Origin of the sequence: Shinella zoogloeoides (genome assembly GCF_020883495.1) — a bacterium.
Lineage (GTDB): Bacteria > Pseudomonadota > Alphaproteobacteria > Rhizobiales > Rhizobiaceae > Shinella > Shinella zoogloeoides.
In genome coordinates this window covers 3420154-3441439 of record NZ_CP086610.1, presented here as the reverse complement: position 1 = coordinate 3441439, position 21286 = coordinate 3420154, and the positions used below count along the sequence as shown (strand labels likewise).

The following is a 21286-nucleotide window of genomic DNA, read 5'->3' as shown; positions in this document are numbered from 1 at the left end:
ACATGACGGACTGGACGGAAACCGAACTTTCGGCGCTGCGCCGGGCCTATGCCAGCGGGACGACGCGGGTCAGCTATGACGGCAAATCGGTGGACTACGGCTCGGCCGAGGATCTGCTCGCCCGCATCCGGACCATCGAGCGCGCCATCGCGGGGATCACGCGTCCGCTGCCGGTGGCAGGGCTGGCGGGCTTCTCGCGCGGGGATCGCTGATGTCAGCGAACTGGTTCGACCATGCCATCGCATCGGTGGCGCCGCGCATGGCGGCGCGCCGTGTGATGGCGCGTCAGGCCTTCGAGACCCTGACGCGGGGCTATGACGGAGCGGCGCGCGGACGGCGGACCGAGGGCTGGCGTGCGCCGGGATCCTCCGCCGACACCGAGATCGGCGTGGCCGGGGCACTGCTCCGGGATCGGATGCGCGATCTGGTGCGCAACAACCCGCATGCCGCCAAGGCGGTGGCGGTGCTGGTGAACAACATCATTGGCTCGGGCATCATGCCCCGCGCCGCCAGCGGCGACGACAAGCTGGACCGCAAGGTCGACGCGCTCTTCGAGCGCTGGACGGCGGAGTGCGATGCCGATGGCCAGCTGGATTTCTACGGCCTGCAGACGCTGATCTGCCGCGAGATGGTCGAGGCGGGCGAGGTACTGGTGCGCCGCCGTCTCCGGCGCGCGAGCGACGGCCTGCCCGTGCCGCTGCAATTGCAGGTGCTGGAGGCCGACTTCCTCGACGCCACGAAATCCGGCGCCCTCAGCGCGGGGCGGTTGGTGCAGGGGATCGAGTTCGACGCGGTGGGCAAGCGCCGGGCCTACTGGCTGCATTCCGAGCACCCGGGCGACGCATACGGGGCCTTGCAGAACGGGTTGCAGAGCCGCCCCGTCCCGGCGAGCGAGCTCGCCCATGTCTACGAGAAGCAGCGCACGCAGGCGCGCGGCGTTCCCTGGGGCGCGCCGGTGATCCGCAGTTTGCGCGACCTCGACGACTATGAGGTGGCAGAGCTGGTCCGCAAGAAGACCGAGGCCTGCGTGACCGCCATCGTCTTCGGCGACGACGAGGCGCAGCAGGGCATCGCGCCCTCGGTGGTCGATGCCGATGGCAACCGCGTGGAGCAGTTCGAGCCGGGGCTGATCGCCTATGCCCGCGGCGGCAAGGACATCCGCTTCAACCAGCCCGCCGCCACCGGCGGCTACGGCGAGTACAAGCGGGCCAGCCTGCACACGATCTCGGCCGGGTTCCGCGTGCCCTACGAGCTGCTGACCGGCGACCTCAGCCAAGTCAACTATTCCTCGATCCGGGCGGGTCTCGTGGAATTCCGCCGCCAGATCGACGCCGTGCAGTGGCAGCTGTTCATTCCGATGTTCTGCGCTCCGGTCTGGCGCTGGTTCACGGAAGCCGCATGGGCTGCAGGACAAATCCCGTCGCCCATCGTGCCGGTCGAATGGTCGCCGCCGAAGTTCGAGGCGGTCGATCCGCAGAAGGACGCGATGGCGAACCTGCTGTCGATCCGCTCGGGCACCATGACGCTGGCCGAGGTGATCGCGAAGCAGGGCCGCAACCCGGACGCGGTGCTGGCCGAGATCGCCGCGACCAACGCAAAACTCGACACGCTGGGGCTGGTGCTCGACAGCGACCCGCGCCGTGTCACGAAAACCGGCAGCGCGCAGACCGGCGATCCGGCGACCGATCCCGCCGCCGACGCACCGGATACCGACGACTCCTCCGCCGACGCGGAAACCGACCCGGCGCAGGCCGACCAACAGGACTGACCCCATGGACACGATGATCGAACTGCCGGCCATGCGCCGGTCGGCGGAGCTTGCGCCGAACACGGCCGATGCCGACAGCCGCACCGTAGAGGTGGTCTGGTCGGCCGGGGCCCGCGTCCGCCGCGCCACCTTCTTCGGCGAGCCCTATGACGAGGTACTGAGCCTCGACCCCGCCCATGTCCGGCTCGACCGGCTGAACGCGGGCGCGCCGTTCCTGAAGGTGCACGAACTCGACACGCTCGACGCAGTGATCGGTTCGGTCGTGCCGGGCTCGGCGCGGATCGAGAACGGACGCGGCATCGCCTTGGTGCGCATCTCCGAGCGCGCCGACGTCGAGCCGATCTGGCGCGACATCCAGGCAGGCCACATCCGCGCGGTCTCCATCGGTTACCAGGTCCACCGCTTCGAGGTCTCGAAACCCGAGGCCGCCCGCGAACTCTGGCGGGCGGTGGACTGGACGCCCTTCGAGGTGTCCGCCGTCGCGGTCGGCGCCGACCCCGCCGCGGGCTTCCGCGCCCAGCATCCCCTTCACGACTGCGTCCTCCACCGCCGGGACGCCCCTTCCACCACGAAAGGACCGATCCCGATGACGGAGCAGAGCCAGACCCCGGCGAGCGACGCCGCCGCACCCGCCACCACCCAGCCGACCGAGCCGGTCGAAACCGAGGACACCACCATGACCGAGCCGAAACCGGCTGCGCCCGACCCGAAGGTCGCCGCCAGCGAGACGCGCAGCCAGCCGAAGACGCAGGCAACTCCCGCGCCCGACACCGAGGCGGTCGCAACGCGCGCCCGCGAGGCCGAGCGCGACCGCGTCTCCACCATCTACGATCTGGCCGCGCGGCTGAACCTCGAGCGCGGCTTCGCCGAGGACCTGGTCAAGCGCGGCGTCAGCATCGACGAGTCCCGCCGCCTGATCCTCGACCAGGTCGCGGCCAAGTCGGACGAGACCCGGACCTTCCCGCATGTCTCCGTGCCCCTCGGCGGCCGGGACGAGCGCATCACCCGCCGCGACGCGGTGGCCAACGCGCTCCTGCACCGTTACAGCCCGACGCTGTTCCAGCTGGAGGACGCCGCCCGCCAGTACCGCGGCATGACGCTGCTGGAACTGGCCCGCGAAAGCCTCGGCAACGCCGGGGTCAACACCCGCGGCCTGTCGCGCGACGAGGTGGCGACACGGGCCCTGCATTCGACCTCGGACTTCCCCGAGATCCTGTCGGCGGTCACCAACAAGACCCTGCGGCAAGCCTACGAAGCCTATCCCCGCACCTTCATGCTGTTCTGCCGCCAGGTGCTGGCGACGGACTTCAAGGCGATGCACCGGGTGCAGCTCGGCGAAGCGCCGCAACTGCTGGAAGTCGGCGAGAGCGGCGAGTTCAAGCGCGGCACGCTCGGCGAGAGCAAGGAGAGCTACAAGGTCAAGACCTATGGCCGGGTGGTCGCGATCACCCGCCAGACGCTGATCAACGACGATCTCGACGCCTTCACCCGGATCCCGGCGATGTACGGCAACTCCATCGCCCAGCTCGAGTCGGACGTGGTCTGGGGCATCATCACCGCCAACCCGGCGATGGCCGACGGCAACGCGCTGTTCCACACCACCCACAAGAACCTCGCGGGGACTGGCACGGCGCTGGCGGTCGATGCTGTGGGCGCGGCGCGCGCCGCCATGGCCAAGCAGACCGGCCTCGACAAGAAGACGGTGCTGAACGTCCGCCCGGCCTTCCTGATCGTGCCCGCCTCGCTGGAACTGAAGGCCGAGCAGCTGGTCGCACAGAACCTCGTGCCCGCCGCGACGTCCAGCGTGGTGCCGCAGTCGATCCGCACGCTCGCGCCGATCAGCGAGCCCCGGCTCGACGCGGCCAGCGAGACCGCCTGGTACCTCGCGGCCAGCCCGAACCAGATCGACACCATCGAATACGCCTATCTCGAGGGTCAGCAGGGCGCCTACATCGAGACCCGCAACGGCTTCGACGTCGATGGGGTTGAGATCAAGTGCCGCCTCGACTTCGGCGCCAAGGCCATCGACTGGCGCGGCCTCTACAAGAACCCGGGCGCATAAGGCCCGCTTCCTGAACCCTGACACGCGGGCGGTCCTGACGGGCCGCCCTTCGTCTTTCCACGAGGATCCCCGTCATGAAAAACTACGTCCAGCCCGGCAACTCCATCACCCTGACCGCGCCCTATGCCGTCGCCTCCGGCGATGGGCTGCTCGTCGGCTCGATCTTCGGCATCGCTGCTGGCGCCGCCGCCCTCGGCGAGCCCGTCGAGACCGCGCTCGTCGGCGTCTTCGACATCACCAAGGTCGGCTCGCAGGCCTGGACCGTCGGCGCCAAGGTCTATTGGGACGACACCAACAAGCGCTGCACCACGGTCGCGACCGACAACACCCTGATCGGCGTGGCCGTCGAGGCGGTGGCGAGCGGCGCCGGCGACACCATCGGCCGGGTTCGCCTGAACGCGGCCTTCTGATGAGCGCCTTCGCCGCCGCCGTCGGCGCGCTCTTCGCCGATCCGAACATCGGCCGGGATGCGGTCTACATCGCCGACGGCGTCGCGCCCGTCCTGGTGCGCGTCGTCGCCCGGCGCGCGGACGCCGTCACCGACTTCGGCGACGCCCGGCTCTGGTCAGAGACCACCCGGATCGATCTGCGCGTGGCCGAGGTTCCAGCCCCGCGCTCCGGCGACCGCATCGAGATCGATGGCGACGCCTTCCTCATTCAGGGCGAGCCTGTCCGCGACCGCGAGCGGCTGGTCTGGACCGTCGATCTGAGGCCCGCATGACGGCCATGAAGCTGAAGCTCGCCATCGATCCCGACATCGTCGCGATGATGGCGGCCGAGGTCGCGGCGGGCGAACGCGCGGTGACGGCTGCCATGCGCGAGGCCGGGACCGGGCTGAAGTCGGCGTGGCGGCTGCAGATCACCGGCGCGGGGCTCGGCACACGGCTCGCCAACGCGATCCGCAGCCAGAACTTCCCGAGGTCGGGCGAAAGCCTCGACGCCGCGGCGCTGGTCTGGTCGAAGGCGCCGGTCATCGTCGGTGCGCATGACACCGGCCCGCTGATCCGCTCGAAGAACGGGTTCTGGCTGGCGATCCCGCTGCCCGCCGCGGGCAAATCCCTGCGCGGCGGCCGGATCACCCCCGGCGAATGGGAACGACGCCGGGGATTGCGGCTACGGTTCGTCTATCGCCGGACGGGCCCGAGTCTGCTGGTGGCTGAGAGCCGGCTGAACACGAAGGGCCAAGCGGTAGTGTCGCGCTCGAAGACCGGACGCGGCAAGGTCACCGCGCCGATCTTCCTGCTGGTGCCGCAGGTGAAGCTGCCGAAGCGGCTGGACCTGGCGCGGGATGCGGACCGGGCATTGGACGGCGTGCCGGGGCTGATCGTGGCGAACTGGGTGGAGGGTAGGTTGTGATCGCATCGATGCGCAATCTTGCTCGGCAGCCACGAAACCGACGGCTCGGGTCACCCCGCGCAGCACGACAGCTTCGCGACATCCTTGTCGAAGGTCTGCGCGGCGAGCTTCAGGCCCTCGACCGTGGTGAGATAGGGGAAGATCGTCTCGCCGAGCGCCTTTGTCGTCATGCCGAACTTCAACGCCAGGACAAGCGTCTGGACACTGTCGGCGCCCTCCGGCGCCATGATCACGCCGCCCAGCAGGCGGTCGGTCGCCCGGTCCGCGACCAGCTTGATCAGGCCGCGCGTGTCGCGGGCGGCGAGCGCGCGGGGTACGTTGTCGAGGGTCAGCACGCTGGTCTTGACGTCATGACCCGCCGCGCGCGCCTGCGCCTCGGTCAGGCCGACGCCGGCGACCTGCGGATCGGTGAACACCACCCAGGGCATCGCGGCGTTGTCGTAGCGCTCGGCCCCGCCCAGCACGGCGTTGCGGGACGCGAGCTTGGCGCCATAGGCGGCCATGTAGACGAACTGGTCCCGGTCCGTCACATCGCCCGCCGCATAGATGCCGGGGCGTGTCGTGGCCATGTCGTCGCCAACCTTGATCGCGCCGCGTCGATCGGTCTCGATGCCCATTTCGGCCAGACCCAGCCCTTCGGTGTTGGGCGCGCGCCCGGTGGTCAGGACAAGGTGATCCGCGGTCAGATCGTGTACGTTGCCGTCAACCGTTACCGTCAGAACGGCGCGGTCGCCGTCGCGCCGCGCGGCGTCATAGGTCACGCCGTCGAGGATCGTGAGACCTTCGGCACGCAAGACCTCGGCGAGTGCCCTAGAGACCTCCGGCTCTGCCCGCGGCAGCAGGCGCGAGCGGCAGACGATGGTGACGCGTGTGCTCATCCGCGCCATCATTTGCGCGAGTTCCACGCCGATATAGCCGCCGCCGAGGAAGATCAGGCTTTCGGGCAACCGGTCCAGCTCCAGCAGCGACGTGCTGTCGAGCGTTGGTGCGTCCAGGATACCGGGGATGTCGGGCACGGCGGGCCGCCCGCCGGTGGCGACGATGACCTTGGGGGCTGTGATCTTGCGCCCGCCGATTTCGACGCCGCCTTCGACCAGACGTGCCGGACCCTCGTCGAGATAAGTCACGCCATCGTAGCCCGGCAGCAGGTCGGCGTACTTCTTCTGGCGCAGTGTCGCGACAAGATCGTCCTTGGCCGCAACCAGCGCCGACCAGTCGGCGACCTGCGCCTCGCCGTTCAGGCCCGGGAACCGATGTGCTGTCTGCGCACCGTGCAGGGCTTCCGCGGCCCGGATCATCGTCTTGGAGGGCACGCAGCCCACGTTCACGCAGGTCCCGCCGATGGTGCCATGGCCGATCAGCGCGACGCGCTTGCCTCCCTCGGCGGCGGTGATCGCGGCCGAGAACCCGGCCGATCCGGCGCCGATCACGGCAAGGTCGAAATCGCCCTTGGGCGCGCAGCAATCGTCTTTCATCAAGTCATCCATCCGTTCGAGTGGTCTGGCGCCGCTGCCGTCTCCAGACCGCGTACACGGTCAGTGCGACGAAAAAGGCGAGCGCGGGCAGCAGCACATAGTCGAGCCAGCCAAGCCAGGCCGACAGGCCCACGGCGCCGAGAAGAACGACCAGGATCGGCGTGAAGCAGCAGAGCGCTGCGATGACGGTGCCGACGACACCTGTCGCGATCAGCTTGCGGTCGGTCTGCTCGGTCATCTCGTCAGCCCGCGACACGCGCCGGGTAGCCTGCATTGGCCGACGCGGTCGCGATGGCGTCGGCGCTCGTCGCGGCGGTGTCGAAGATCACCGTGGCGGTGCGGGCCTCGAAGTCGATCTCGACGGCGCGCACGCCCGCGACGCCCTCCATCGCACGCTTCACGGTGACCGGACACAGCGCGCAGGTCATGTTGTCCACCGCGAAGGTGACGGTCTGCTCGGCGGCGACGGTCTGCGCGGCAACAGGGATGGCGGTGATCGGCACAACGGCGGTCAGGCCGAACAAGGCGAGTGCAAGGATCTTCTTCATGTGGATGTCCTTTCGGGGTCAGTAGAGAAGCGGGGCCCACCAGTCGATGGTGAGGGCTGCGAGAACGAGGATCAGGGAGGCCCAGAGCGCCGACTTGGTGATGCGCGCCGATGCTGGCCTTGCGCAGTAGGAACCGGGCTCGCAGACGGTCTGCTTGCGGAAATACAAATGCCAGAAACCCGCCGCGATGAAGCCGAGCGCGATCACGGCGAAGATCGGCTTGTAAGGCTCCAGAGCCGTCAGGTTGCCGATCCAGGCGCCCGAGATGCCGAGAGTCAGAAGCACCAGCGGCCCGATGCAGCAGGCCGAGGCGAGAAAGGCGCCCAGCACACCGCCCGCCGCGAGCCAGCCCTTTCGGGCGGGGCGATCCGCGCCCGTGCTGTCCGTTCTGTCGTCTGTCAGCGCCATGTCGCGCACCTCTCGTCTGTGATTGACGATGGGTGTAGGGTCTGTAGCAACTACAGGCTCAAGAGGAAACTTGCCCATGATCGATCACGAGCGCGAGAGCGGCTTCACACGCGGAGATCTTGCCCGGACGACCGGCTGCAACATCGAGACGATCCGATATTACGAGAAGACCGGCCTGTTGCCTGACCCGCCCCGGACCGACGCCGGCTACCGCATCTATTCCGCCGCGCACGCCACGCGCCTGCGCTTCATCCTGCGCGCCCGCGAACTCGGGTTCTCGATGGAGGACATTCGCGGCCTTCTGGGACTTGGCGACGGCACCGCGCCGACCTGCGCGGAAGTCAAGGAGCGGACGGAGCGCCACCTTGCCGATGTCCGCGCGAGGATCGCGGATCTTCGGCGTATCGAATCCGTCCTTGCTGCAACCGCATCCAGGTGTTCGGGCGCCGAAGTCCCCGACTGTCCGGTGCTCGACGCGATTTCCAACCCGACCGACCCATGACACCCCGCGAAACCATCCTCGCCGCGCTGCACGCGCGGCTCTCGGCGCTGCCCGCCACCGCGCTGCGGGGCGACGTGCTGCCCGAGCGCGTGCCGGCGGAAGGCCTGCTGATCATGCGCGACGGCGAGCCGGGGGAGCCGGAGGTCACGCTGTCGCCGCTTCGCTATCACTACCAGCACCGAGCCGAGATCGAGGCGGTCGTGCAGGGCGCGGACCGTGACGCCGCCTTCGACACGTTGACCGCCAGCATCGGCGCAGCGCTCGCCGCCGACCGCACGCTGGGCGGCCTCTGCGACTGGACCGAGGCGGAAGCTCCGCGCCCGGTCGATCTGCCCGTCGATGGCGCGGCCAGCCTGAAGGCCGCCGTGATCCCGGTGGTGCTGCACTATTCCACGGCCGACCCGCTCGGCTGATCCCGACAACCCGAGGAGAACACCATGGCACGAGCCCAAGGGGCGCGGGCGCTGATGGCGCTTGCGTTCGAGACGACCTATGGCACGCCGCCCGTGAGCGGCTTCACCCGCATGCCTTTCGCCAGCACCTCGCTGGGGGCGGAGCAACCGCTGCTGAACTCTGAGCTGCTCGGCTATGGTCGCGATCCGCTGGCGCCGATCAAGGACGCGGTGACGGCCGATGGCGATGTCGTGGTGCCGCTCGACGCCGAGGCCTTCGGCTTCTGGCTGAAGGCGGCCTTCGGGACACCGACGACCACGGGCGCCGAGGCCCCGTACAGCCATGAATTCCAGTCGGGGTCCTGGACGCTGCCCAGTATGTCGATCGAGACCGGCATGCCCGAGGTACCGCGCTATGCGATGTACTCGGGCTGCGTGCTCGACCAGATCACCTGGCAGATGCAGCGGTCGGGGTTGCTGACGGCAACCGCGCGGCTGGTGGCGCAGGGCGAGACGGTGGGCACGACCACCAGCGCCGGAACGCCCGCCGCGCTGGAGCTGAAGCGCTTCGGCCATTTCAACGGGGCGATCACGCGCAACGGCACCGCGCTCGGCAACGTGGTCTCGGCCGAGATCACCTATGCCAACAATCTCGACCGCATCGAGACCATCCGCTCGGACGGGCGCATCGACGGCGCGGACCCAAGCATCGCGGCGCTCACGGGTCGGATCGAGGTGCGGTTCGCCGACCAGACGCTGGTGACGCAGGCCATCAACGGCGAGGCCTGCGAGATGGAATTCGCCTACGTCCTGCCCTCGGGCGAGAGCTTCACCTTCACGGTGCACGCCGTCTACCTGCCACGCCCGCGCATCGAGATCTCGGGTCCGCAGGGCGTGCAGGCAACGTTCGACTGGCAGGCGGCGCGCGACAGCGTGGTCGGCCGGATGTGCACCGCAACCCTGATCAACGACATAGAGGTGTATTGAGGATGCTGACGCTCGACCTGACCAACGCGCCACGCTGGCATGACCTCGCCCCTGGCGTCCGCGTGCAGCTCCGCCCGCTGACGACGGCGCTGATGGTGGCGACGCGCAGCGACCCCGTAGTGGAGGCGGTCCCCGAGGAGGCCTCGGACGAGGAACGCGCGGTCGCCTTCGCCAAGGCACTGGCCCGCCGCGCGGTGCTCGCCTGGGAGGGCATCGGCGACGCCGACGGCAACGCCATCGACCCGAGCCCGGAGGCCATCGACGCGCTGCTCGACGTCTGGCCGATCTTCGAGGCCTTCCAGCTGACCTACGTCTCGAAGGGCCTGCTGCTGGAGCAGGAAAAAAACGTCTCCGCGCTCTTGCCGAATGGTCCTTCGGCGGGGGCGAGCGATACTGCCAAGCCTGCGCACCCTACGAGGGCCGCGAGCAAGCCTGCCCGGACTGCCCGGCGCGGCTGAACCGTCCGGAAACTCCGGAGGGTTGGCAGGTCTGGGACCTGGTCGGCCGTCTCGGTGGCCAGCTGCGTGTCCTGCCCGGCGCGGTGATCGGGTGGGACATGTCGGCGGCGCTGGCGCTCGGTGACGCGCTCGGCGTGCCGCCGCTCGCCATGGCCGAACTGCTGCCCGTCATCGAAGCGGTGATGGTCGCCAAACTCAACGAACAGATGGATCATTCCCATGGCGGAAAAACGGGTTAGCGTCCGCCTCGCGGCCGTGGGCGGACGGCAGGTGCGTGCCGAACTGGAGGGCGTGGGCGAAGCCGGATCGCGTGGCTTCGGACGGCTGAGCCGGGAGATGGAAGCGGCCAACTCCCGGCTGGCGGCGTTTTCTCGTCGTGTAGCTGTGGCTGCAGCCGCCGCCGTGGCAGCCGCTGCAGCCGCTGGCGTGGCAATGATCCGGTCCGGCCTGCAGACCGTCGATGCGCAGGCGAAGCTCGCGCAGTCGCTGGGGACCACGGTCGCCTCGATCCAGACGCTGGAGCGGGCGGGCGAACTTGCGGGCGTGTCGATGTCCGGCATCGAGCAGGCGACGAAGGATCTGACGCGCCGCCTCAGCCAGGCGGCCGCCGGAACCGGTCCCGCCGCCGACGCGCTGGACCGGCTGGGGCTGTCCGCCACCGACCTGATCGCTCTGCCGCTGGACCAGCGTGTAGGCGCGATCAACGCCGCGATCGAGAGCTTTGTGCCGGCCGCCGAGCGCGCGGCCGTCGCGGGTCAGCTCTTCGGCGAGGAAGGCTCGATCGCCATGTCGCGGATCGACACCGCGACGCTGCGCCAGGCGACCGAGGACGTCCTCGCCTTCGGGGTCGTCGTCTCCGAGCAGGATGCGGACCAGATCGAGCGCACGAACGACGCCATCTCGCGGCTCGGGCTGATCTGGCGCGGGCTGTCGAACCAGCTGGCGGTCGCCGCGGCCCCCGCGCTGGAAGCTGTCGCCAACGCCATGGCGGCGGTCGCCAGCCGCACCGGGCCGCTTGGCGTCGCGATCCGCGGGCTCTTCGACAACATCGGCCGCCTGACCACCTATGCCGCCACCTTCGCAGCCTTCCTCGCCGGACGCGGGGCCGCCGGCATGGCCGCTGCGGCGCTCTCGGTCCGGGGTCTGGCCACGGCGCTGGTCGTCCTGCGCGGCGCGCTGATCCGCACCGGCATCGGCGCGCTGATCGTCGGCGCGGGCGAGCTCGTCTACCAGTTCACCCGGCTCGTGTCCGGCGCGGGCGGCTTCGGCGAGGCGATGTCGCTGCTGAAAGACGTCGCGGTCGAGGTCTGGGAACGCATCAAGATGGGCGCCGCTGCGGCGGGCGCGGCCGCCACGGCGATGTTCTTCGACCTGAAGGCTGATGCCGCATCCGGCATGCAGAGCGCCATCGAGAGCGTGGTGGGCTTCGGCAACACCGCCGTGAACACGTTCGAGGGCGCCTACGAGGCAATCAAGGCGATCTGGGGCCTGCTGCCCGCCGCCATCGGCGATCTGGCGTTCCAGGCGGCCAACAGCCTGGTCGACGGCGTCGAGGCGATGCTGAACGGTGTGGTCTCGCGCATCAACGGCTTCATCGGCGGCATCAACCAGGGGCTGGAAGCCCTCGGGTCCGAGCGCCGCATCTCGCTGGTGCCCGACCTCGACCTCGGCGAGATCGAGAACCGATTCGAGGGGGCAGCCAGTGCTGCCACGACAGCGGCGCAGACGGCCTTCGACCGGGCCTTCGAGGGCAACCCGCTCACCGCTCCCGATCTCGGGCTCACCGCAGCGGCCAATACCGCCCTCGCAACAGCCAACACCTATCGTGGTGCGGCGCGCGATCTGGCTGAGGGTGCCCGTGCGCCCCTCGAAAGCTGGCAGGCGCTGCGCGACGCGGTCCGCGGCACCGACCAGGACGGCGCCGACGCTTTGGCCGAGACGACCGCTGCGGCGGAGCGCCTGGAGACAGCGCTTGGCGATGCCGGACGCGCCGCGACGGGCGCCGGTGTGGCGGCCGAAGCCGCCGCCGCTGCAGCGGAGCCCGCGACCGACGCGGCCGTCACCGGCTGGCAGGCGGTCACGGCGGCGCTGTCCGATTACGCCAGCAAGGCCCGCGACATTGGCGGCGACATCGGCCAGAGCCTCGTCGGCGCCTTCCAATCGGCCGAGAACGCGGTGGGCCAGTTCGTGAGGACCGGCAAGCTGAACTTCCGAGATCTCGTCACCTCGCTGCTCGCTGATCTCGCCCAGCTCGCGGCGCGGCGGTTCATCCTCGGGCCGATCGCGAACGCGCTGTCGGGCGTGTTCTCCGGCGCGGGCGGCATCTTCGCCAACGTCCTGCATGCGGGCGGCATGGTCGGATCGGCTGGACCCTCGCGGATGGTCCCGGCCATGGCCTTCGCCGCCGCGCCCCGGATGCATGGCGGCGGCATGGCCGGACTTCGTCATGACGAGGTGCCCGCGATCCTGCAGCGGGGCGAGCGCGTGCTGTCCCGGCGTGAGGCGCAGAGCTACGGCGCGGGTGGCGGCGTCAACGTCACCATCATGGCCCGCGACGCCGAGAGCTTCCGGCAGTCCCGCACGCAGGTCGCCGCGGACATCGCCCGTGCCGTGTCGCTCGGGCGGAGGGGCATGTGATGGCGTTTCACGAGGTCCGGTTTCCCGACAACATCAGCCGCGGCGCGCGCGGCGGGCCCGAGCGGCGCACGCAGATCGTCGAACTCGCCTCGGGCGACGAGGAACGCAACGCGAGCTGGGCCAATTCGCGCCGCCGCTACGATGTGGCCTACGGTATCCGCCGCGCGGACGATCTGGCGGCTGTCGTGGCTTTCTTCGAGGCGCGCAACGGTCGGCTGCACGGCTTCCGCTTCAAGGACTGGGGCGACCACAAGTCCTGCCTGCCTTCGGGAACGCCGTCGCCCACCGACCAGGCGATCGGCACCGGCGATGGCGCGACGACCGCCTTCCAGCTGGTGAAGCGCTACGCCTCGGGCGCGCAATCCTGGACGCGCGCCATCGCGAAGCCGGTGGCGGGCAGCGTGCGCATCGCGCTGTCGGGCGTCGAGCAGCCCTCCGGCTGGTCGGTCGACACCACGACCGGCGTCGTCACCTTCAGCGCCGCGCCGGGCGCTGGCGTCGCGATCACCGCCGGGTTCGAGTTCGACGTACCCGTCCGCTTCGACGCCGACGCGCTCGACGTGACGCTCGACCTCGAGCGGCTCGGCTCGATCACCTCCATTCCGCTGCTGGAACTGCGCCGATGAAGACCCTCGACCCTGACCTGCAGGCCCATCTCGACGAGGGCACGACGACGCTCGCGTGGTGCTGGCGGATCACCCGGGCTGATGGCGTCACCGTCGGCTTCACCGACCACGACCGGACGCTGAGCTTCGATGGCACTGCCTTCGAGCCCGAGAGCGGGCTCACGGCGTCCGAGGTGCGCTCGGGGTCAGACCTGTCGGTCGATGCACAGGATGCCGAGGGCGTGCTGACCTCCGACCGGATCACCGAGACCGACATTCTCGACGGCCGCTGGGACGCGGCGCAAGTCGAGGTCTGGCGCGTGAACTGGGCCGACACCGGCCAGCGCGTCCTGATGCGCCGCGGGGCCATCGGCCAGATCCGGCGCGGGAGGCTGGCCTTCGTCGCCGAGGTCCGCTCGCTCGCCCACGTACTCGGCCAGACGGTCGGGCGGACCTTCCAGGCGACCTGCGATGCCGCGCTCGGCGACGCGCGCTGCGGGGTCGATCTGGAGCACCCGGCCTTCAAGGGCACGGGCGCCGTCATCGATCTCCTGCGGGACCGGGCCTTCACCGCCTCGGGGCTCGGCGGGTTCGCTTCCGGCTGGTTCACCTTCGGCACCATCGAATGGACGAGCGACGCGAATGCGGGGCGTCGCGCGGAAGTGCTGGGCCATGACGTGACGGACGGCGTCGCGATCCTGACCCTGCTCGAGGCGCCGGTGCGGTCCATCGCCGAGGGCGACGCCTTCACCATCCGCGCGGGCTGCGACAAGCGCATGGAGACCTGCGGCGCCAAGTTCGCCAACACCGTCAACTTCCGGGGTTTCCCGCACATCCCGGGCCAGGATGCCGTGCTGCGCTACGCCACGAAGGACGGCGGGCACGAGGGGTCGGTGCTGTGAACGCCGCTGATCCCCAGCACGTCATCACCATTGCGCGGTCCTGGCTCGGAACGCCGTATCATGATCAGGCCAGCCTGCGCGGTGTCGGCTGCGATTGCCTCGGGCTGGCGCGGGGCGTCTGGCGCGAGGTCGTCGGCCCCGAGCCGTTCCCGATCCCGCCCTACAGCCGGGACTGGGGCGAGACCGGGCCGCGCGAGGTTCTGGCCGAGGGCGCGCGGCGCATGATGATCGAGGCGCCTCCCGTAGAGTCCGGCCCGGGCACGCTGGTCCTCTTCCGCATGAAGCCCCGGGCCATCGCCAAGCATGTCGGGATACTGACGAGCCCCGACTCCTTCCTCCACGCCTACGAGCGGCTCGGCGTGATCGAGGAACCGCTCACCCCATCCTGGCGGCGGCGCATCGCCTTCGCCTTCCTGTTCCCGCAACGCTGAGACCCGAACATGGCCACCCTCGTTCTCGGCGCGGCCGGCGCCGCCATTGGCGGTTCGATCGGCGGCGCGATCCTCGGCGTCAGCGCCGCGACGATCGGCGGCTTCATCGGCTCCAGCATCGGCTCGGTCGTCGACAGCTGGATCATCTCGTCGCTGGCGCCGACGCAGCGCATCGAGGGCGCGCGGCTCGACACGCTGCGCATCACCTCCGCTACAGAAGGCGCGGTCATCCCGCGGCTCTATGGCCGGATGCGGCTGGGCGGCAACATCATCTGGGCGACCGATTTCCGCGAGGAGACCAAGACCACCACGCAGGGCGGCGGCAAGGGCGGCGGGGGCGGCAAGGTCAAGACGACCGAGTATCTGTATTACGCGAGCTTCGCGGTGGCCTTGTGCGAGGGCCCGATCACCGGCATCGGCCGCATCTGGGCCGACGGCAAGCCGATGGACCTCTCCAGCGTCACCTGGCGCTGGTATCCGGGCGACGAGACGCAGGCGGCCGATCCGTTCATTTCGGCGAAGATGGGCGCGGCCAGCACACCCGCCTATCGCGGCACCGCCTATGTCGTCTTCGAGGAACTGGCGCTCTCGACCTACGGCAACCGCTTGCCGCAGCTGTCCTTCGAGGTGTTCCGCCCGCTCGCCGATCCCGACACCGCCGAGGGGCTGGTGCAGGCCGTCACCATGATCCCGGCCTCGGGCGAGTTCACCTATGCCACGCAGGCGATCCGAAAGACCGATGGCGGCGCGACGGCGCCCGAGAACCTGAACGCTCTGGCGGACTCCACCGACATGGTGGAGGCGCTCGACCGGCTGCAGGCGATGGCCCCGGCGGTCGAGAGCGTGAGCCTTGTGGTGGCGTGGTTCGGCGACGACCTGCGCGCGGGCTCCTGTAAAGTGCGGCCGGGTGTCGAGGTGTCGGCCAAGTCGACCACGCCCGCCAGCTGGTCGGTGAACGGCGTCAGCCGCACCAACGCCTTTCTCGTCAGCCGTGACGACCAGGACCGCCCGGTCTATGGTGGCACGCCGTCCGACTTCGCGGTGGTGCAGGCCATCCAGGAGATGAAGGCGCGCGGGCTGCGGGTGACCTTCTATCCGTTCATCCTGATGGACGTGCCGCCCGGCAACACGCTGCCGAACCCCTATTCCGACAATGCCGCCGAGACGGGCCAGCCCGCATTCCCCTGGCGGGGGCGGATCACCTGTTCTCCGGCCGCAGGTTACGCCGGGACCGTGGACAAGACCGCCACGGCCGCAAGCCAGGTCGCGGCGCTGTTCGGCGCAGCCACGCCCGCGAGCTTCAGCGTCTCGGGTCAGTCGGTTTCGTGGACAGGCACGCCCGGCGACTGGGGCCTGCGCCGAATGGTGCTGCACTACGCCCATCTCTGCGCGGCAGCGGGCGGGGTCGATGCCTTTCTGATCGGGACCGAGATGCCAGGGCTGACCACCATCCGCTCGGGCGCAACCACCTATCCGGCGGTACAGGCCTATCGGGACCTCCTCGCGGATGTGCGCTCAATCCTCGGGTCCGGAACGAAGATCGGCTATGCGGCCGACTGGTCGGAGTACTTCGGCCACCAGCCGGGCGACGGCAGCGGTGACGTGTTCTTCCACCTTGATCCGCTCTGGGCCGATCCGGAGATCGATTTCGTCGGGATCGACAACTATATGCCGCTCTCGGACTGGCGCGACGGGTTCGAGCATCTCGACGCGCAAGAGGGCTGGCCCGCGATCTACGACCGGGCCTATCTGCAGGGGAACATCGTCGGCGGCGAAGGCTTCGACTGGTTCTACGCCAGCGCAGCGGACCGCTCCGCGCAGGTGCGCACCCCGATCACCGATGGTGCGGCCAGCAAGCCGTGGGTCTTCCGCTACAAGGACCTGCGCGGCTGGTGGTCGAACCCGCACTATGACCGCCCCGGTGGCGTGGAGAGCGGGACGGCGACGGCATGGACGCCGGAGTCGAAGCCGGTCTGGTTCACCGAGCTCGGCTGCCCGGCCATCGATCGGGGCACCAACCAGCCCAATGTCTTCTTCGACCCGAAGTCGTCGGAGAGCTTCACGCCGCATTTCTCGCGGGGCTGGCGCGACGACGCGATCCAGCGCGCCTATCTCGAGGCGACGTACCTCTGGTGGGGCGAGACCGGGAACAACCCTGTGTCCTCGGTCTACGGCGGCCGGATGGTGCATGTCCCGGAATGCGCCGCCTGGACATGGGACGCGCGACCCTATCCCTTCTTTCCGGCGCTCACCGATGTCTGGACGGACGGGGCGAACTGGCGACTGGGGCATTGGCTGACCGGACGGCTTGGCGCGGTGTCTTTGGCGGCGCTCGTGCGGCACCTCTGCCTGCGCGCCGGGCTGCCCGAGGCGCGGATCGACGTCATCGGCCTCTGGGGCGCGGTCGAGGGCTACGCCATCACGGCGCTGGAGAGTCCGCGCGCGTCGATCACCACGCTGTCGCGCCACTTCGGCTTCGACGCCGTGGAGACCGAGGGCGTGATCCGTTTCATCATGCGTGGCCGGGCCTCTGTCGCGACCCTCGCGCCCGACGATCTGGTGGCGGCCCGAGAGGGCGACGTGCTGGAGCTGACGCGCGGACAGGAGACGGAGCTGCCGCAGGCCCTGAAGTGGCAGGTCGCCCGCGCCGACGAGGACTACGACGCGGCCCTCGTCGAGGCCCGGCGCATCACCGTGGACACGACGCGCATCGCCTCCGAGTCCTTCCCGATGGCCGTTCCGCCCGAGGAGGCCGAGCGGCGCTGCCGCCGCGCATTGATGGAGGCGTGGGTGGGGCGCGAGACGGCGGCGTTCCGTCTGCCGCCTTCGCGCCTCGCGCTCGATCCGGCCGACGCGATCCGGCTGGAGCATAACGGGCGGCTGGTCGATCTGCGGCTCGTCTCCATCGCCGACGCCGAGGCGCGCGGCATCGAGGCGGTCCGCCAGGACCGGGCGACCTACGACCTGCCGCCCGGCGATCCGCGGGCGGCGTCACTTACGCGCGCCGTGGTGTTCGGCGCGCCGGAAGCAGTGCTGATGGACCTGCCGCAGCTGACCGAGGACCAGCCCGCACATCGGCCGCTGGTCGCGGCGCACGCGGTTCCCTGGCCGGGCGAGATGGCGGTGTTCCGCAGCCCGTCGACGGACGGGTTCGAACTGCTGACCACGTTCGGCAGCCGCGCCCGGATCGGCGCGCTGGTCTCGGACTTCTACCCGGGCCCTACGTCGCGCTTCGATCTTGGCAATGCGCTGGTGGTCGATCTGCTGACCGGCACTCTCGAAAGCGTCACGGACCTGACACTGTTCGGAGGGGCAAATGCGCTCGCCATTGAGAGCACGTCCGGCACCTGGGAGATCGTCCAGGCGGGCGCGGTCGAATTGCTGGCGCCTGGCCGGTATAGATTGACGCGGCTCCTGCGCGGTCAGCGCGGCACCGAGGGCGCGATGGGCAACCCGGCTCCGACAGGCGCTCGGGTCGTGGTGCTGGACGACAGCCTTGCGTCCCTGCCGATCGCCGAAGCCGATCTCGGCATTCCGTGGAACTGGCGCATGGGCCCCGCGAGCCGCCCGGTCAGCGACGAGACATATGTGGCGCAGGCCTTCACGCCCGAAGGCATCGGGCTGCGGCCGTTCTCCGTCGCCCATGTCGAGCAGCCGTGGCGCACGCCGCGCACGCCCGGCGATCTGACGATCCGCTGGACGCGCCGGTCCCGCGCGCTCGCGGCCGACAGCTGGGGCGGACTCGAGGTGCCGCTCGGCGAGGAACTGGAAGCCTACGAGGTCGAGATCCTCGACGGCGCCACCGTGAAGCGGGTGCTGAGCACCGCCACCACCAGCGCGGTCTACACCGCCGCCCAGCAGAGCGCCGATTGTGGTGCGCCGCTCGCCCCCGGCGACACGCTCGACATCCGCATCTTCCAGCTCTCCGCCCTCGTCGGGCAGGGCTCACCGAAAACCGTCACGCTCTTGTTCTGAAGGCCATCCCATGTCCGACGCCACGACCCATCTCCTGCTGCCCTACATCCTCGCGGCGCAGGCCCAGAAACACGTCACCCACAACGAGGCGCTGCGGCTGCTCGACGGGCTTGTCCAGCTCTCCGTTCTCGACCGGGACCTGACTGCGCCGCCTGGTTCGCCAGCCGATGGCGACCGCTACATCGTCGCCTCGGGCGCAACCGGCGACTGGGCGGGGTGGGACCTGAACGTCGCGCTCTGGACCGATGGCGCCTGGCTTCGCCTGCCGCCACGCACCGGCTGGCGCGCGTGGGTCGAGGACCAGGGACTGCTCCTGGTCTACGACGGCGCGGGCTGGGTTGGGACGACACCGGCTGCGTTGCAGAACCTCGCGCTGCTGGGGCTTGGCACCACAGCGGACACCTCGAACCCGTTCTCGGCCAAGCTGAACGCCGCGCTCTGGACGGCGAAGACCGTGGCCGAGGGCGGCACCGGCGACCTGTTCTACACCATGAACAAGGAGGCGGCAGGCGACGATCTCGGCCTGACGCTGCAGACCGGCTTCGTGACCAAGGCGCTGGTGGGGTTGTTCGGCTCCGACCGGTTCCGCCTCGCGGTCTCGGCCGACGGCAGCACCTTCTTCGATGGCCTCAGCGTCGACAACGCCACCGGCATCGTCGATCAGCCCCGGCTGCCGCGGTTCAAGGCCTGGACCAACTACGACAACTACGTGGGCGTGGGGACCTGGACGAAGATCGGCCTGAACAACACCGACTACAACGATCAGGGGGCGTTCGACGCCGCGAACAACCACTTCGTGGCACCCGTCGACGGCACCTACCTGTTCGGCGCGACGCTCCTCTACAAGATCAACGCCAGCGCCACGGCCCGCATGCGCGGGCGGCTCGTCCTGAACGGCACGACGGAAATCCGCGGCTCCCTCGGCGAAATCTCCGCCACCCACGTCTCGCTCGCCACCGCGATCTGGCTGCAGACCATGGTGCCGCTCACCGCGGGCGATACCGTGGAGCTGCAGGGATATTTCCGGGTCGCGGACGGCTATTTCGCCGCCGACCACACGTCCTTCTGGGGCTGCAAGGTCGGCTGAGCGGCGGAGGGAGGATCTCAATGACCCCACCCCGATCCGAGGGCTTCGTCCGCATACCCGAGCACGAGTTCGAGGCGATCCTGGCGCGCGCCGCCGAGGAAGGCGCGAAGCGCGCGCTGGCCGATGTCGGGCTCGACGGCGACGAGGCCGCGCTCGACATCCGCGATCTGCGCTCCCTGGTCGACTGCATCCGCCTCGTGCGCCGCACCGCCATGCAGACGGTCGTCCGCATGATCACCACCGGCGTGATGCTGGCGCTGCTCGCCGGCATCGCGATCAAGCTCAAGATCTTCGGCGGCAGCCCGTAGCCGCGCCCCATCCACATTCATCAGCCCGCAATGACCCGCCCTCGAGGCGGGTTTTTCGTTTTCGGAGGACCCCATGACCACGACCTTCTACGATCACTGGCGCAACGTGCCGGAGAGCGCCTGGCGCTGGCCGAACTTCAGCCCGGCGGAGATCGCCTGCCGGGGCACCGGCAAGCTGCTCATCAACGAGCCCGCGCTCGACAGGCTGCAGGCGCTGCGCGACCGGTTGGGCAAACCGCTGATCGTGCGTTCCGCCTATCGCAGCCCCGAGCACAACCGCGCCGTGGGCGGCGCCACCCGGTCGAAGCACCTCGACGGCGCGGCCTTCGACATCGCCATGGCGAACCATGACCCGGTGGCGTTCGAGGCAGCAGCGCGGGAGGTCGGGTTCCTCGGCTTCGGATTCTACCCGCGATCAGGATTCATCCATGTCGATCTCGGGCCCGCTCGCCAGTGGGGCGAGTGCTTCCCAATCCGGGCGACAGCCTTCGCGGCTGAAACGCCGCCTGCGCGCGAAGTGCTGGGCGACAGCCGCACCATGAAGGGTGGCGGGGCGGCCGGTGTCGCCACGCTGGGCGCTGCCGGCGTGGAGGTCGCACACAGCGTCCTGACCGAGACCCAGACCGCCATCCTGCCGCTGGTGCCGTACCTCGACACGCTCCGCTGGGTGTTCATCGCCGTGGCGCTCGGCGGGATCGCGATCACGATCTACGCGCGGCTGGACGATTGGAAGCGGGGCCGCCGATGATTGGTGCGCTCCTCGCTGGGTTCGCCACCAACCCGTGGGCCCGGACGGCTCTCCGCTACGGCGCCATCGCGCTCACAGTGCTCCTGTTCCTGTTCGCACTCCGGCGCTCCGGTGAACGCACGGGCCGCCTCGCCGAACGTCTCGAAACATTGGAGGAAACCAATGATGTTCAACGCCGGATGCTGGATGCGGCGGCTCGCCGTCCTCGCGACCGCCACGAGCTTGCTGACCGGCTGCGCAACGGTCGCTTCTGAACCGCGCCTCGCAACCGTCTGCCCTCCCGTCATCGAGTACAGCCGTGAGTTCCAGGCGCGCGCGGCCGACGAGCTCAATCTGCTGCCGGAGGCGTCGGCTATCGCCGAGATGATCGCCGATTACAGCGTCATGCGGGATCAGGCGCGTAGTTGTCGCAGCCGAAGCCCATAAACACTGCAATGGAAAAAGCGCAAACAAAATCGCCTTATCCTGTTGATAATAAATAATAAATGAGCGCTCTAGGCTTTGTACCTACTGCGCTGGAGGAGCCGATCAATGCCCCCCAAGTATCCAAACATAACAGTCCAGCTGACTGGACACGACAGCAATGCGTTTATGATCCTCGGCTTGTGCCGACGGGCCGCAAAAGAAGCGGGCCTCT

The 21286-nt window shown here is 69.5% G+C and carries 24 protein-coding genes; 20 read left to right on the top strand and 4 right to left on the bottom strand.

The window, feature by feature from the left end; all coding sequences use genetic code 11:
- Positions 1–2: 2 nt before the first annotated feature.
- The 6 genes from K8M09_RS16900 to K8M09_RS16875 all read left to right on the top strand — a co-directional run bounded on the left by K8M09_RS16900 (position 3) and on the right by K8M09_RS16875 (position 5186).
- On the top strand, positions 3–212 hold the full coding sequence (locus tag K8M09_RS16900) for a phage head-tail joining protein (RefSeq protein WP_116134388.1): 210 nt from the start codon (positions 3–5) through the stop codon (positions 210–212).
- On the top strand, positions 212–1768 hold the full coding sequence (locus K8M09_RS16895; RefSeq protein ID WP_160786235.1) for a phage portal protein: 1557 nt from the start codon (positions 212–214) through the stop codon (positions 1766–1768). Before K8M09_RS16900 ends, K8M09_RS16895 begins: the two co-directional genes overlap by 1 nt.
- 4 nt (positions 1769–1772) lie before the next feature.
- A complete protein-coding gene (locus tag K8M09_RS16890; protein WP_160786236.1) occupies positions 1773–3830 on the top strand; it encodes a prohead protease/major capsid protein fusion protein in 2058 nt (685 codons plus the stop codon).
- 74 nt (positions 3831–3904) lie between these two features.
- Positions 3905–4240 (top strand): DUF2190 family protein, encoded by a 336-nt coding sequence (locus tag K8M09_RS16885; RefSeq protein WP_160786237.1) that lies wholly within the window; start codon positions 3905–3907, stop codon positions 4238–4240.
- Positions 4240–4551: a head-tail joining protein gene (locus K8M09_RS16880; RefSeq protein ID WP_160786238.1), complete on the top strand. Its 312-nt coding sequence runs from the start codon at positions 4240–4242 to the stop codon at positions 4549–4551. The genes K8M09_RS16885 and K8M09_RS16880 overlap by 1 nt, the downstream gene beginning before the upstream one ends.
- Positions 4548–5186 (top strand): DUF6441 family protein, encoded by a 639-nt coding sequence (locus K8M09_RS16875; RefSeq protein WP_229341960.1) that lies wholly within the window; start codon positions 4548–4550, stop codon positions 5184–5186. Before K8M09_RS16880 ends, K8M09_RS16875 begins: the two co-directional genes overlap by 4 nt.
- Before the next feature lie 50 nt (positions 5187–5236).
- On the opposite strand, the gene merA is transcribed toward K8M09_RS16875, so the two are convergent.
- The 4 genes from merA to K8M09_RS16855 are packed head-to-tail and all read right to left on the bottom strand — an operon-like array spanning position 5237 to position 7617.
- Positions 5237–6661, bottom strand: a complete 1425-nt coding sequence (gene merA / locus K8M09_RS16870) for a mercury(II) reductase (protein WP_229342398.1) — start codon at positions 6659–6661, stop codon at positions 5237–5239.
- Between the two features lie 4 nt (positions 6662–6665).
- Complete coding sequence (gene merF / locus K8M09_RS16865) at positions 6666–6899, bottom strand: mercury resistance system transport protein MerF (protein ID WP_160786240.1); 234 nt, start codon at positions 6897–6899, stop codon at positions 6666–6668.
- Positions 6900–6903: 4 nt separating this feature from the next.
- Positions 6904–7209, bottom strand: a complete 306-nt coding sequence (locus tag K8M09_RS16860; RefSeq protein ID WP_160786241.1) for a heavy-metal-associated domain-containing protein — start codon at positions 7207–7209, stop codon at positions 6904–6906.
- A gap of 18 nt (positions 7210–7227) precedes the next feature.
- Entirely contained in the window at positions 7228–7617 is a 390-nt protein-coding gene (locus tag K8M09_RS16855; protein WP_160786242.1) for a mercuric transporter MerT family protein, read from the bottom strand.
- Between the two features lie 76 nt (positions 7618–7693).
- On the opposite strand from K8M09_RS16855, the gene K8M09_RS16850 reads away from it, so the two are divergent.
- From K8M09_RS16850 to K8M09_RS16785, 14 genes are all read left to right on the top strand, one after another.
- Positions 7694–8119: a MerR family transcriptional regulator gene (locus K8M09_RS16850; protein ID WP_160786243.1), complete on the top strand. Its 426-nt coding sequence runs from the start codon at positions 7694–7696 to the stop codon at positions 8117–8119.
- The gene (locus K8M09_RS16845) at positions 8116–8532 is read left to right on the top strand and encodes an acyl-CoA transferase (RefSeq protein ID WP_160786244.1); all 417 of its coding nucleotides are present in this window, start codon (positions 8116–8118) and stop codon (positions 8530–8532) included. The genes K8M09_RS16850 and K8M09_RS16845 overlap by 4 nt, the downstream gene beginning before the upstream one ends.
- A gap of 24 nt (positions 8533–8556) precedes the next feature.
- Positions 8557–9498: a phage tail tube protein gene (locus K8M09_RS16840; protein WP_160786245.1), complete on the top strand. Its 942-nt coding sequence runs from the start codon at positions 8557–8559 to the stop codon at positions 9496–9498.
- Positions 9499–9500: 2 nt separating this feature from the next.
- Positions 9501–9956, top strand: a complete 456-nt coding sequence (locus K8M09_RS16835) for a hypothetical protein (RefSeq protein ID WP_160786246.1) — start codon at positions 9501–9503, stop codon at positions 9954–9956.
- A gap of 98 nt (positions 9957–10054) precedes the next feature.
- Positions 10055–10195, top strand: coding sequence for a DUF7697 family protein (locus K8M09_RS16830; RefSeq protein WP_023851451.1), 141 nt, complete (start codon positions 10055–10057; stop codon positions 10193–10195).
- Positions 10176–12593, top strand: a complete 2418-nt coding sequence (locus tag K8M09_RS16825) for a phage tail tape measure C-terminal domain-containing protein (protein ID WP_160786247.1) — start codon at positions 10176–10178, stop codon at positions 12591–12593. The genes K8M09_RS16830 and K8M09_RS16825 overlap by 20 nt, the downstream gene beginning before the upstream one ends.
- Positions 12593–13219, top strand: a complete 627-nt coding sequence (locus tag K8M09_RS16820) for a DUF2460 domain-containing protein (RefSeq protein WP_160786248.1) — start codon at positions 12593–12595, stop codon at positions 13217–13219. Before K8M09_RS16825 ends, K8M09_RS16820 begins: the two co-directional genes overlap by 1 nt.
- A complete protein-coding gene (locus tag K8M09_RS16815) occupies positions 13216–14100 on the top strand; it encodes a DUF2163 domain-containing protein (RefSeq protein WP_160786249.1) in 885 nt (294 codons plus the stop codon). Before K8M09_RS16820 ends, K8M09_RS16815 begins: the two co-directional genes overlap by 4 nt.
- On the top strand, positions 14097–14531 hold the full coding sequence (locus K8M09_RS16810; RefSeq protein ID WP_160786250.1) for an NlpC/P60 family protein: 435 nt from the start codon (positions 14097–14099) through the stop codon (positions 14529–14531). Before K8M09_RS16815 ends, K8M09_RS16810 begins: the two co-directional genes overlap by 4 nt.
- Before the next feature lie 9 nt (positions 14532–14540).
- On the top strand, positions 14541–18506 hold the full coding sequence (locus tag K8M09_RS16805) for a baseplate multidomain protein megatron (RefSeq protein WP_160786251.1): 3966 nt from the start codon (positions 14541–14543) through the stop codon (positions 18504–18506).
- Between the two features lie 10 nt (positions 18507–18516).
- Entirely contained in the window at positions 18517–19593 is a 1077-nt protein-coding gene (locus K8M09_RS16800; RefSeq protein WP_160786252.1) for a DUF2793 domain-containing protein, read from the top strand.
- A gap of 20 nt (positions 19594–19613) precedes the next feature.
- A complete protein-coding gene (locus K8M09_RS16795) occupies positions 19614–19901 on the top strand; it encodes a DUF6127 family protein (RefSeq protein WP_160786253.1) in 288 nt (95 codons plus the stop codon).
- A gap of 73 nt (positions 19902–19974) precedes the next feature.
- A complete protein-coding gene (locus K8M09_RS16790) occupies positions 19975–20649 on the top strand; it encodes a YcbK family protein (RefSeq protein WP_160786254.1) in 675 nt (224 codons plus the stop codon).
- Positions 20650–20811: 162 nt separating this feature from the next.
- On the top strand, positions 20812–21075 hold the full coding sequence (locus K8M09_RS16785) for a hypothetical protein (protein WP_160786255.1): 264 nt from the start codon (positions 20812–20814) through the stop codon (positions 21073–21075).
- Positions 21076–21286: the final 211 nt, after the last annotated feature.